The organism is Vibrio sp. 1069, assembly GCF_033340555.1.
The window spans coordinates 726,715-741,576 of sequence record NZ_JAWOWP010000001.1; the positions used below are offsets into that span (position 1 = coordinate 726,715).

General features: G+C 49.2%; 3 protein-coding genes. 2 read left to right on the forward strand and 1 reads right to left on the reverse strand.

Features of this window, described 5'->3' with window-relative positions; all coding sequences use genetic code 11:
- Positions 1–46 precede the first annotated feature (46 nt).
- Both R7040_RS03175 and R7040_RS03180 read left to right on the forward strand, forming a co-directional pair.
- Positions 47–1,450 carry a methyl-accepting chemotaxis protein gene (locus tag R7040_RS03175; protein ID WP_053304484.1) on the forward strand — a complete coding sequence of 468 codons (1,404 nt, stop codon included), beginning with the start codon at positions 47–49 and terminating at the stop codon, positions 1,448–1,450.
- Positions 1,451–1,610: 160 nt separating this feature from the next.
- Positions 1,611–2,804 carry a class I SAM-dependent methyltransferase gene (locus R7040_RS03180; protein ID WP_047102342.1) on the forward strand — a complete coding sequence of 398 codons (1,194 nt, stop codon included), beginning with the start codon at positions 1,611–1,613 and terminating at the stop codon, positions 2,802–2,804.
- 53 nt (positions 2,805–2,857) lie between these two features.
- On the opposite strand, the gene R7040_RS03185 is transcribed toward R7040_RS03180, so the two are convergent.
- On the reverse strand, positions 2,858–14,647 hold the full coding sequence (locus R7040_RS03185) for a Calx-beta domain-containing protein (protein WP_318095371.1): 11,790 nt from the start codon (positions 14,645–14,647) through the stop codon (positions 2,858–2,860).
- Positions 14,648–14,862 lie beyond the last annotated feature (215 nt).

Consider the following 14,862-nt stretch of genomic DNA (forward strand, 5'->3'; position numbering starts at 1 on the left):
ATTCACCCCACTAAGGATAGTGGGTTTTTGCACGGTTATTATAATTATGAAAGAAATTCCATTCCGCTGGATTGATAAGTATCTCATTCACTTAAAGATTCAAGAAAAGTTCTATTTGCTCTTCGTTCTCCCTCTTCTTGCTTTAGTCATTCTCACTCTCGTCCTTAATAGCGCGGCTAATACACTGATCTCAAGTATGTACCAAGAAGAGCTCATGCTTATGAAAGGTCTGATAGAGGCAGGCAATCTTTCTCAATCTCAAGTAGCAAGCCTCATAGCGGGTTCAGAAACCGTTTCTATTGGCTCTGGTCCGCAATCCGTGTCTGTTTTAAATGGTGCGTACAGTTTGGTTGCGAACCATGAACTTTCTTTATGGACTGCCCTATCAACGACTCAAGTGAGCATCATCTGTGTGAGCTTGTTTATTCTCGCTCTTGGTGTTTACTACATCATGACGTTTATTGGCGGCGCGATGTTCACGATGAACAAAGCATTAAACACTCTTGCTGGTGGCGACTTAACTGCGAGAATGAACTTCTTCCCTGTTCGCGACGAGTTTAGTGAAATTGCTATTACGATAGACAAAGTTGCAGAACGAGAGCAACAAATGGTGCTGTCGATTCAAGAGTCTGTGGCGTTAATGCAACAAATTAGCTCAGACCTGAATCAATCGATTCATCACAGTTCAGATATTTCAGCGACTCAGCAGGAACACCTCAACTCTCTTGCGAGTGCAACTGAACAGATGGCATCAACGATTCGAGAAGTCGCGACACTAGCTCACGATTCAAGCACGCAAACCGATGATGCACGTAACGTGGCTCAGTCTGGACAAGTGAAAGTTGAGAATACGCTTCACTCGATTTCGAACCTCTCTAATGAGATTCAATCTGCGTCTCAAGCAGTAGCGGAGTTAGATGCTAATGCCGCACAAATTGATGAAGTCGTGACAACCATTAATGGGATTTCCGAGCAAACTAACCTACTTGCATTGAACGCAGCCATTGAAGCAGCACGTGCTGGAGAACAAGGTCGTGGATTTGCGGTCGTTGCGGATGAGGTTCGCGCTCTTGCGGGACGCACTCAGCAAGCGACAGTTGAAATCCAAACGATGATTGAATCGTTACAGCGTAACAGCCAGTCGCTTACTAAGCTGATGGAAGTGACAGTTAATAATGCAAATGAGGGACAAAACCTCATGACGGAAGTGAATCACGAAATCGGCTCTTTGGCAGATAAAAATCAAACTATCTCCGACAGTAGCATTCAAATTGCAACAGCAGCTGAAGAGCAAGGTGTAGTCGCGGACAATATCGCCTCAAGCGTTGAAGAAATTCGAGTTCAAGCAGATAACGTGTGCAATATGATAAGCACGACTTCACAAAACGTTGATCAACTGCGTAAGCAAAGCGACACAATGGAAGCACTACTTACTGGACTTAAAGCATAACAACGGAATCTGTTACAGCAAATTCAAATAAAAGGGTCACTTTAGTGACCTTTTTGTATTTAAAAGTCACTACAATGTACTGGATTGCCGAGGGATATTGCTTTTACCATTCACATCCCGGACAATACGCCCCTTTCAAAATTCAACAAGAGCTAATGAAATGACAGCTGCTATCTATTTGGTTAAAGGTCGTGAGAAATCGGTCAAGCGCAAGCACCCTTGGATCTTCTCTCGAGGCATCAACAAAGTTGAGGGCGAACCTGCTCTTGGCGAAACGGTTGATGTATTCACTCACGACGGTAAATGGCTAGCTAAGGCGGCATATTCGCCAGCTTCGCAAATTCGTGCTCGTATTTGGAGTTTTGATAAAGAAGAAATCGACACCGCGTTTTTCGTTAAACGACTTAAAGACGCACAACTTCTTCGTGAAGACATTATCGAACGTGATGGCCTTACGGGTTATCGCCTTATCGCAGCAGAGTCTGACGGCTTACCAGGCGTTACGATCGACCGTTACCAAAATTTCTTTGTGTGCCAACTTCTCAGTGCTGGCGCAGAACACAATAAGCAGGCTATTGTTGACGCTCTGGTTGAGTGCTTCCCTGATTGTAATGTGTACGAGCGCTCTGACGTGGCCGTTCGTAAAAAAGAAGGTTTAAAAGAGATCACGGGCGTCTTGCACGGCGAAGAGCCACCTAAATCGGTCGTCATCGAAGAAAATGGCGTAAAGATTAGTGTAGATATCGTTGGCGGACACAAAACAGGTTTCTACCTAGATCAACGTGATAGTCGCCAGCAAGCGATGAAATATATGAAAGGCAAAGAAGTTCTTAACTGCTTCTCTTACACAGGTGGCTTCGGACTTTACGCTCTAAAAGGTGATGCAAAGCGTGTGATTAACGCTGACGTGTCGCAACCTGCTTTAGATACCGCAAAATTCAACGCAGAGCTAAACGATTTTGATATTTCGAAGAAGCGTGCCGTGTTCCTAAATGCAGACGTGTTTAAGCTGCTTCGTGAGTATCGTGATCAAGGAACTCAGTTCGATGTGGTTATTATGGACCCACCGAAGTTCGCAGAGAGCAAAGCACAACTAAACGGTGCATGTCGTGGTTACAAAGACATCAACATGCTAGCAATGCAAATTCTAAAACCGGGCGGCACTCTACTGACCTACTCGTGCTCTGGCTTGATGGATCAAGTTCTGTTCCAGAAAATCATCGCTGATGCAGCCGTAGACGCTAACCGCCAAGTAAAGTTTGTGGAGCGTTTTGAACAAGCCGCTGACCACCCAACCGATACAGCATATCCAGAAGGTTTCTACTTAAAAGGTTTTGCATGTAAAGTGCTTTAGGCTACGAATAAGTAAGACAAAGCAGAAGAAAAGGGCCTACTGGCCCTTTTTCATTATGGCTCTAAGTTAACCTTAGTAAGTGCGGATAACACATCTCTCTCAAAGTCCGCATTTCCCACGATTAAATCACTAAACTCTGTCGCCCCGTTTTCTATTACGATAGTTTGAATTGAGTTTCCATCGTTATGGGTTATTTCTAGAGATAAGTCATCGCCATCAATGTTCAAGTCAATACTATTGAGAAGTTCTTCTATCGTATTGTGCCCTGCATCTTCAACGACTTCACTCAGATCTAAGGTGTCCAAATCTCTCTCAAAACCTCTAATTAGATCTGTTCCTGTATCCAAGGAGTCGTTGACCCATTTAAAGACATCTGCCTCGTTATCATTACCGATCAAGATGTCATGACTTACGTCCACTTCAGCTTCAATAATATTTGCAGAGCCATTACTTGAAGCATTTACTCCTCCGTTTTCATCAATAACGAATTGCAGGGTGTTCTCACTTTGATCACCATCGTTATCCGTCAATACATAATCGAAGTCTAACGTTTCAACTGTATCACCCACCGCACCATAAAATGCATACGCACCATCGTTTAAGTCGATTTCCAGAGTATGTTTGCTGTCGATATAGATAGTAAGCTGCATCGTTGTGTCGTCAAATGCATGCGAAATACCATCGTTATTGTCAGTTACTATTAGGTCTGTACCATCAAACGAATAAGTGACACCGTCATGTTCTATTTCGCTAATATAACCACCATCTGCCCCAATACCTGTATCTGGAGAAGTGGTATACATCAAGTTCCCCCCAACAGGTTGAATCACTGACTGCAACATAACCGGAGGTAATTGAGTTACGTCAGGAACCACAACACCATCAAGGTCTTGATTCAAAAAGCCATCATATGCTACGCGATCTAATTGCTCCGGCATAAGATTAACGCCCATACCATACGCTAGGGCTGTTATCTGATTATCAGGATCGGTTAGGTGATCAATCCAACTCTGCTCGCGAGCGTCGTTTATAAATGATGACGCAGGGTTTGGCTGACCATCTGACAAGAAGTAACTAACATTCGACGCACTGGTTAACTTACCTACATCATCCCATGACTGTTTTGCTTCATTTAGCGCGTTGTTATAGTTAGTCGCGCCACCCGCAGTTAGCGTCTCAATATACGCTTTGGCCTCCTCGACCGTCAGCCACGTCGCAGCACCTATAGCGTAAGTGGATGCTGTACTGCTATAAGTAATAATTTGAACTCGCGTTTGACCGATAGACTCATATTGATTCAATAACTGAGTTGCCGAATCTTTCATTATCTGCAAGCGATTATCCGTTCGCATAGAACCCGAGACATCCATTATGAGCTGAACGTTGGCACTTTCTTTAGTTTCTGCAACTACATCGTGAATAATAGATGCAGAATCTGGTGAGTCATCTTCCACAATAACGTTGACCGTTGTGGAGTTAGTAAGACCACGAGCATTCGAGACAAGCACAGGCACCTCAATATTTAAGGTGTCTTCTCCAGATGGGTTGGAGTGATCAATCGGACCAAGAAGCTCCGTAGATACCACTCCAGTATCATTGACTGATATTTTGATAACCTCTTCACCGTTCGCTGAACCGATAAGCATTTGGTCGTTATTTGATAACGTCCACGTTACAGAGATACCGTTACTAGTAAGAGCTGTAGATGGTTCACTGAGCGTAACAGAATCAACGGTTTGACCCAGCGTCAATTGTTCTACATCAGTACTCGATTCAGTTGTGTCATCAAAGCCGTTTAGAGCAGAGTCATCAGCAATGGCGTTGCTTAAGCCTTCCTCAGAAACGTTTAGAGTTACACCTTCTACGATTGGTGGGGCGTAAGGGTTGACAGAAAAGTACCCCGTTTTACTGTCTCCATCATTATCAGTAATCGTGTAGTTAAAATCGATATCCCCATCGCCATAAGGTGAGGTCAAAGGTAAGTATTGGAAGAACTCCCATTTTCCAGTGCTAGGTGTAAGTTGAACTTCGAATGCAAGCTCTCCATCAGCCTCTGCAATCAGTCTATTAGAGTTTTGTGGATCGACGTATATCAACACGTCTTTACCATCTAGAGTCTCTAAACCAGCCTCACCTCCATTTAAGACTATAGAACCAGGGCCATCAGCTCCATATACAGCACCGAGGTTCCCATCCGCACTAGCAATTGGCACGCCAGAGTACGCACCTGTAAAGGTTATTGATTTAACGGTAAAGTCACTGTTGTCTTCAGTATCCGGGCCATTGCCATTACTGGTCGCCTCGAGGATGATTTTATCAAAGCCTCCCTGTTGAACATTGAAATTTGCCGCGTAATCACCACTGCTTGCGTCAGAGCTGAACGATTGCTGAGCAATTAATACACCATCTCTATAAAAAGATGCGATTCCTTTCTCAAGTTCACCACCAAACATTTTCTCAAATTCTATTTCTGCTCCGTAAGCAACTTTATTGCCTAAGTCTATGATTAACTGCTCTGATACACCCTCATTACCCGCGAATCGATAATCGACTTCGTTTTCTAATTGGAAGCCGTTGTTACCAGAACTTTTAACGCCAATCCCTTCTGATGATTGATTGATTTCAGCTGTTCCCAGCATCACAGATTCGTCAGACACAAAACCGTTTGCAGTCACAACAACATCCCCAAATGTTCGACTGGTTGCGTCTGCCTCACTTCCTGCAAAATCTATGCGCCCTGTCAGAACGTTAGGTGCACCAGTAAGCGACACATCGACGGGTTGAACAACAACAGGCACGTATGGGCAATCATCTTCAACGGCCACATTTAAGCTTTGAGATGTTGTTGTTTGTCCATCACTTACAGAAATCTGTAAATCAAAGTTGATGATGTCTTCCACATCATTAACAGGATGATCAAGTGGCTCAAACAGAGTAATAGTATAGTCCCAAGAGCCTTGACCTGAAGCTGAAGGCTCGCTCAGCACAACAGTAGCAACAACGCTCAGGTGAGCAGTTTTCGCAGTCAGCGTTTGAGTACTGTTGTCCCACGTCCACGATATAGGCTCCCCTCCTGATGTTAGGTTGTTAGGGCCTGCCAATACCACTGAAACATTCGCCGTGTCTGGATCGGCAACTGTGAATGTTCCTGAGAAACTTGCGGAGTTAGTGGTGTCTGAAGGTGATCCTGTATTATCAGGGATACCATTAGCTAAACCTTCTTCCGAAACAACTGCATTCACAACATTTGAAATAGAAGGAGGAGCATCATTATCAATAATCGTTGCCGTACCGGTATCGCTGCCTTGTACTGCGCCAATGCCGGTTACTGTCACGCTGAAATCTTCAGGGCCTTCATAAACAGCGTCATCAATGGAAGCGATACGCACATCAAACTCAGTTTGCCCTGCTGGCACGGTCACCACACCATCGTTTGGCACTGTCACCCAACCACTTCCGGTGTTGTATTCCAAGGTACCTAAGTCACCGGCTTCGGTGTCACCCAAGTTCAGGCCTAGTTCGACTTGAACTGTAGACTCGGCGGCGTTCGACAACGTTACTTTGAAGTTCGCTGTCTCACCCTCATTAATCGTACCAGCGTCTGAAATAGTCACATTCGGGCGGTCATCATCCGGATCGGGGCCTGGCCCCGTGCCGTCATCCACTATCGTCGCCGTACCGGTATCACTGCCTTGCACTGCGCCAATGCCAGTCACCGTCACACTGAAATCTTCAGGGCCTTCATAAACGGCGTCATCAGTGGAAGCGATGCGCACATCAAACTCAGTTTGCCCCGCCGGCACCGTCACCACGCCATCATTTGGCACTGCAACCCAACCGGAGCCTGTGTTGTATTCTAAGGTGCCTAAGTCTCCAACTTCGGTGTCACCTAAGTGCAGGCCTAGCTCGACTTGAACTGTAGACTCGGAGGCATTCGACAACGTCACTTTGAAATTCGCTGTCTCACCCTCATTAATGGTGCCAGCGTCTGAAATAGTCACGCTTGGACGGTCATCATCCGGATCAGGGCCCGGACCACTGCCATCATCCACTATCGTTGCCGTACCCGTATCGCTGCCTTGCACTGCGCCAATGCCAGTCACCGTCACGCTGAAATCTTCTGGGCCTTCGTACACCGCGTCATCAATGGAAGCAATACGCACATCAAACTCGGTTTGCCCCGCCGGCACCGTCACCACGCCATCGTTTGGCACTGCAACCCAACCGCTTCCCGTGTTGTATTCTAAGGTACCTAAGTCACCGGCTTCGGTGTCACCTAAGTTCAGGCCTAGTTCGACTTGTACTGTAGACTCAGAGGCGTTCGATAAGGTCACTTTGAAGTTCGCTGTCTCACCCTCATTGATGGTGCCAGCATCGGTAATAGTCACATTCGGGCGGTCATCATCCGGATCGGGGCCTGGCCCCGTGCCGTCATCCACTATCGTCGCCGTACCGGTATCACTGCCTTGCACTGCGCCAATGCCAGTCACCGTCACACTGAAATCTTCTGGGTCTTCATAAACGGCGTCATCAATGGAAGCAATACGCACATCAAACTCAGTTTGCCCTGCTGGCACCGTTACTACGCCATCGTTTGGCACTGCAACCCAACCACTTCCCGTGTTGTATTCTAAGGTGCCTAAGTCACCGGCTTCGGTATCGCCGAGATTAAGACCCAACTCTACTTGCGTTTCCGCTTCAGACGCGTTCGATAGCGTCACTTTGAAGTTCGCTGTGTCACCCTCATTAATGGTGCCAGCATCTGAAATAGTCACGCTTGGACGGTCATCATCTGGATCGGGGCCCGGCCCCGTGCCGTCATCCACTATCGTCGCCGTACCGGTATCGCTGCCTTGCACTGCGCCAATGCCAGTCACCGTCACACTGAAATCTTCAGGGCCTTCGTACACCGCATCATCAATGGAAGCAATACGCACATCAAATTCGGTTTGCCCAGCTGGCACCGTTACCACGCCATCATTTGGCACTGTCACCCAACCGGAGCCTGTGTTGTATTCTAAGGTGCCTAAGTCTCCAACTTCGGTGTCACCTAAGTGCAGGCCTAGCTCGACTTGAACTGTAGACTCGGAGGCGTTCGATAGCGTCACTTTGAAGTTCGCTGTGTCACCCTCATTAATGGTGCCAGCATCTGAAATAGTCACGCTTGGACGGTCATCATCCGGATCGGGGCCTGGACCCGTACCGTCATCCACAATCGTTGCCGTTCCCGTATCGCTGCCTTGCACCGCCCCAATGCCAGTCACCGTCACGCTGAAATCTTCAGGGCCTTCATAAACAGCATCATCAATGGCAGCGATACGCACATCAAACTCGGTTTGCCCCGCTGGCACCGTTACTACGCCATCGTTTGGTACTGCAACCCAACCGCTTCCGGTGTTGTATTCCAAGGTACCTAAGTCACCGGCTTCGGTATCGCCGAGATTAAGACCCAGCTCCACTTGCGTTTCCGCTTCAGACGCGTTCGATAAGGTGACTTTGAAGTTCGCCGTATCCCCCTCATTGATGGTGCCAGCATCCGTAATAGTCACGCTTGGACGATCATCATCCGGATCGGGACCCGGGCCACTGCCGTCATCCACAATCGTCGCCGTACCGGTATCGCTGCCTTGTACTGCGGCAATGCCGGTTACTGTCACACTGAAATCTTCAGGGCCTTCGTACACCGCGTCATCAATAGAAGCAATGCGCACATCAAACTCAGTTTGCCCTGCTGGCACGGTCACCACACCACCGTTTGGCACTGCAACCCAACCGGAGCCTGTGTTGTATTCTAAGGTGCCTAAGTCTCCAACTTCGGTGTCACCTAAGTTCAGGCCTAGCTCGACTTGAACAGTGGACTCGGAGGCATTCGACAGCGTCACTTTGAAGTTCGCTGTCTCACCCTCATTGATGGTGCCAGCGTCTGAAATAGTCACGCTTGGACGGTCATCATCCGGATCAGGGCCCGGACCACTGCCGTCATCCACAATCGTTGCCGTACCCGTATCGCTGCCTTGTACTGCGCCAATGCCGGTTACCGTCACACTGAAATCTTCAGGGCCTTCATAAACGGCGTCATCAATAGAAGCAATGCGCACATCAAACTCAGTTTGCCCCGCTGGCACCGTTACTACGCCATCGTTTGGTACTGCAACCCAACCGCTTCCGGTGTTGTATTCTAAGGTGCCTAAGTCTCCAACTTCGGTGTCACCTAAGTTCAGGCCTAGCTCGACTTGAACAGTGGACTCGGAGGCATTCGACAGCGTCACTTTGAAGTTCGCTGTCTCACCCTCATTGATGGTGCCAGCGTCTGAAATAGTCACGCTTGGACGGTCATCATCCGGATCAGGGCCCGGACCCGTGCCATCGTCCACTATCGTTGCCGTACCCGTATCACTGCCTTGTACTGCGCCAATGCCGGTTACTGTCACACTGAAATCTTCAGGGCCTTCATAAACGGCGTCATCAATGGAAGCAATGCGCACATCAAATTCGGTTTGCCCAGCTGGCACCGTTACCACGCCATCGTTTGGCACTGCAACCCAACCGGAGCCTGTGTTGTATTCTAAGGTGCCCAAATCTCCAACTTCGGTATCGCCAAGATTAAGACCCAGTTCCACCTTCGTTTCCGCTTCAGACGCGTTCGATAAGGTGACTTTGAAGTTCGCCGTATCCCCCTCATTGATGGTGCCAGCATCCGTAATAGTCACGCTTGGACGATCATCATCCGGATCGGGACCCGGGCCACTGCCGTCATCCACAATCGTCGCCGTACCTGTATCGCTGCCTTGCACTGCGCCAATGCCAGTCACCGTGACACTGAAATCTTCAGGGCCTTCATAAACGGCGTCATCAATAGAAGCAATGCGCACATCAAACTCAGTTTGCCCCGCTGGCACCGTTACTACGCCATCGTTTGGCACTGCAACCCAACCGCTTCCCGTGTTGTATTCTAGGGTGCCCAAATCTCCAACTTCGGTATCGCCAAGATTAAGACCCAATTCCACTTGCGTTTCCGCTTCAGACGCGTTCGATAAAGTGACTTTGAAGTTCGCTGTGTCACCCTCATTAATGGTGCCAGCATCTGAAATTGTCACGCTTGGACGGTCATCATCCGGATCAGAGCCTGGACCCGTGCCGTCGTCCACTATCGTTGCCGTTCCCGTATCGCTGCCTTGCACTGCGCCAATGCCAGTCACCGTCACACTGAAATCTTCAGGGCCTTCGTACACCGCATCATCAATGGAAGCGATACGCACATCAAACTCAGTTTGCCCTGCTGGCACCGTTACTACGCCATCGTTTGGTACTGCAACCCAACCGCTTCCGGTGTTGTATTCCAAGGTACCTAAGTCACCGGCTTCGGTATCGCCGAGATTAAGACCCAGCTCCACTTGCGTTTCCGCTTCAGACGCGTTCGATAAAGTGACTTTGAAGTTCGCCGTATCCCCCTCATTGATGGTGCCAGCATCCGTAATAGTCACGCTTGGACGATCATCATCCGGATCGGGACCCGGGCCACTGCCGTCATCCACAATCGTCGCCGTACCGGTATCGCTGCCTTGCACTGCGCCAATGCCAGTCACCGTGACACTGAAATCTTCTGGACCTTCATAAACGGCGTCATCAATGGAAGCAATACGCACATCAAACTCAGTTTGCCCTGCTGGCACGGTCACCACACCATCGTTTGGTACTGCAACCCAACCGCTTCCGGTGTTGTATTCTAAGGTGCCTAAGTCACCGGCTTCGGTATCGCCGAGATTAAGACCCAGCTCCACTTGCGTTTCCGCTTCAGACGCGTTCGATAAAGTGACTTTGAAGTTCGCCGTATCCCCCTCATTGATGGTGCCAGCATCCGTAATAGTCACGCTTGGACGATCATCATCCGGATCGGGACCCGGGCCACTGCCGTCATCCACAATCGTTGCCGTACCGGTATCGCTGCCTTGTACTGCGCCAATGCCGGTTACCGTCACACTGAAATCTTCTGGACCTTCATAAACAGCATCATCAATGGAAGCAATACGCACATCAAACTCAGTTTGCCCTGCTGGCACGGTTACTACGCCATCGTTTGGCACTGCAACCCAACCGGAGCCTGTGTTGTATTCTAAGGTGCCTAAGTCTCCAACTTCGGTGTCACCTAAGTTCAGGCCTAGCTCGACTTGAACAGTGGACTCGGAGGCATTCGACAGCGTCACTTTGAAGTTCGCTGTCTCACCCTCATTGATGGTGCCAGCGTCTGAAATAGTCACGCTTGGACGGTCATCATCCGGATCAGGGCCCGGACCCGTGCCGTCATCCACAATCGTTGCCGTACCGGTATCGCTGCCTTGTACTGCGCCAATGCCAGTCACCGTCACGCTGAAATCTTCTGGGCCTTCGTACACCGCGTCATCAATGGAAGCAATACGCACATCAAACTCAGTTTGCCCCGCTGGCACCGTTACTACGCCATCGTTTGGCACTGCAACCCAACCGGAGCCTGTGTTGTATTCTAAGGTGCCTAAGTCTCCAACTTCGGTGTCACCTAAGTTCAGGCCTAGCTCGACTTGAACAGTGGACTCGGAGGCATTCGACAGCGTCACTTTGAAGTTCGCCGTATCCCCCTCATTGATGGTGCCAGCATCTGAAATAGTCACGCTTGGACGGTCATCATCCGGATCGGGGCCTGGACCCGTACCGTCATCCACTATCGTTGCTGTCCCCGTAACGCTGCCTTGCACCGCCCCAATGCCAGTCACCGTCACACTGAAATCTTCTGGGCCTTCGTACACCGCGTCATCAATGGAAGCAATACGCACATCAAACTCAGTTTGCCCCGCTGGCACCGTTACTACGCCATCGTTTGGCACTGCAACCCAACCGGAGCCTGTGTTGTATTCTAAGGTGCCTAAGTCTCCAACTTCGGTGTCACCTAAGTTCAGGCCTAGCTCGACTTGAACAGTGGACTCAGAGGCGTTCGACAACGTCACTTTGAAGTTGGCTGTATCCCCCTCATTGATGGTGCCAGCATCTGAAATAGTCACGCTTGGACGGTCATCATCCGGATCGGGGCCCGGACCCGTACCATCATCCACTATCGTTGCCGTACCCGTATCGCTGCCTTGCACCGCCCCAATGCCAGTCACCGTCACGCTGAAATCTTCAGGGCCTTCGTACACCGCGTCATCAATGGAAGCGATACGCACATCAAACTCAGTTTGCCCAGCAGAAACGGTCACAATGCCATCGTTTGGCACTGCAACCCAACCGGAGCCTGTGTTGTATTCTAAGGTGCCCAAATCTCCAACTTCGGTGTCACCCAAGTTGAGGCCTAGCTCGATTTGAACTGTAGACTCGGAGGCATTCGATAGCGTCACTTTGAAGTTGGCTGTCTCACCCTCATTAATGGTGCCAGCATCGGTAATAGTCACGCTTGGACGGTCATCATCCGGATCAGGTCCTGGACCCGTGCCGTCATCCACTATCGTTGCCGTACCGGTATCGCTACCTTGCACCGCCCCAATGCCAGTCACCGTCACGCTGAAATCTTCTGGGCCTTCGTACACCGCGTCATCAATGGAAGCAATACGCACATCAAACTCAGTTTGCCCCGCTGGCACCGTTACTACGCCATCGTTTGGTACTGCAACCCAACCGGTTCCGGTGTTGTATTCTAAGGTGCCTAAGTCTCCAACTTCGGTGTCACCTAAGTTCAGGCCTAGCTCGACTTGAACAGTGGACTCGGAGGCATTCGACAGCGTCACTTTGAAGTTCGCCGTATCCCCCTCATTGATGGTGCCAGCGTCTGAAATTGTCACGCTTGGACGGTCATCATCCGGATCAGAGCCTGGACCCGTGCCGTCGTCCACTATCGTTGCCGTTCCCGTATCGCTGCCTTGCACTGCGCCAATGCCAGTCACCGTCACGCTGAAATCTTCTGGACCTTCATAAACAGCATCATCAATGGAAGCGATACGCACATCAAACTCGGTTTGCCCCGCTGGCACCGTTACTACGCCATCGTTTGGCACTGCAACCCAACCGGAGCCTGTGTTGTATTCCAAGGTACCTAAGTCACCGGTTTCGGTATCGCCCAAGTTCAGGCCTAGCTCGACTTGAACAGTGGACTCGGAGGCATTCGACAACGTCACTTTGAAGTTGGCTGTCTCACCCTCATTGATGGTGCCAGCATCTGAAATAGTCACATTCGGGCGGTCATCATCCGGATCGGGGCCTGGCCCAGTGCCATCGTCCACGATCGTCGCCGTCCCCGTATCGCTGCCTTGTACTGCGCCAATGCCGGTTACTGTCACACTGAAATCTTCAGGGCCTTCGTAAACGGCGTCATCAACAGAAGCGATGCGCACATCAAACTCAGTTTGCCCTGCTGGCACCGTTACTACGCCATCGTTTGGCACTGCAACCCAACCACTTCCCGTGTTGTATTCTAGGGTGCCTAAGTCTCCAACTTCGGTGTCACCTAAGTTCAGGCCTAGCTCGACTTGAACAGTGGACTCGGAGGCATTCGACAGCGTCACTTTGAAGTTCGCTGTCTCACCCTCATTGATGGTGCCAGCGTCTGAAATAGTCACGCTTGGACGGTCATCATCCGGATCAGGGCCCGGACCACTGCCGTCATCCACTATCGTTGCCGTACCGGTATCGCTGCCTTGCACTGCGCCAATGCCGGTTACTGTCACGCTGAAATCTTCAGGGCCTTCATAAACGGCGTCATCAATGGAAGCGATACGCACATCAAACTCGGTTTGCCCCGCTGGCACCGTTACTACGCCATCGTTTGGCACTGCAACCCAACCGGAGCCTGTGTTGTATTCTAAGGTGCCTAAGTCTCCAACTTCGGTGTCACCTAAGTTCAGGCCTAGCTCGACTTGAACAGTGGACTCGGAGGCATTCGACAGCGTCACTTTGAAGTTCGCTGTCTCACCCTCATTAACCGTACCTGCATCACTCATCGTTACCGCTGGGCGATCATCATCAGGATTTGAGCCAGGTCCACTACCATCATCTAAAATAGTGGCAGTCCCAGTAACAGGTGTGCTTTGTTCTTCTGTCGTGCCAGAGAGCGTAAACGTTTCTGGGCCTTCAAATACAGAGTCGTCAATAGAGTCTATAGAGACCGTAAAGTCACTTTCACCCGGTGGGATCGAAATGGTAAAGGTTCCGCTTTCACCGACTGAAACTTCTTCTGTTGTACCATCAGAAAATGTTATGAGGACACGCTCATTGACGTAGTCACTCCCGTTCTCGTCAGCTGAGCCGCCTGTTGCGGTTCCATCAAGGAGAGAAAGAATGACATCAGTATTGTCTTCAGTTGTTTGACTTAGAGTAATATCGAATACAACTTGGTCACCTTCGTTGATAGTCGGACTAGATATTTCTTGAACTAAGATAGTCGGTGGTACAGGGCCATTAATTACTCTGAAAAGATCCAACAAAGATAGTGCTTGAGTTGTAGATAGTCCGATTCCATCAATACCGACGGTCTCAAAATTCGTACTAGCCAACAATTCAGCGCCAGTACGATCTATTGCACCAGTATTTTGGGGGCTAGAACCACTTTCCTCACCAGCAGCTGGCTCAAAATCCTCACCAAGAGCAGCCGGGTCTTCTCCACTAGCGATAGCCTCGATTAGCGCAGTGACATCATCAGTAACGTTAATTGAACTACCTTGCGGTGTTACCTGTTGTACAATTAATTCTGATGTATCAGAAACTTCCTCAATAATTAATTCACCAGGCTGAGGTAGCTGACCACTTTCAAGACTTCTCAGGTTCCCATCAAGCCCTATAACCACTACATTGCTCATCAATGAACTTAACGCTACTCGATCCATGCTCTTCATCCTTGTATTAGTTTAATTAAAGGCTTGTTACTGCACTAAACACGTCTATAGTTTAGACAAAATATGAATTTTTCGTTTTATTCCAAGAGGATTTAGTTTTTTGAGAGTAATAAGGAAAATAACCGAAGAATTTGCCTTCATTTAAACCAGTTTCCGCTATGCTCTTAAGATAAAAAGGTTTTCTACGAAAAAATCGACCACTTACC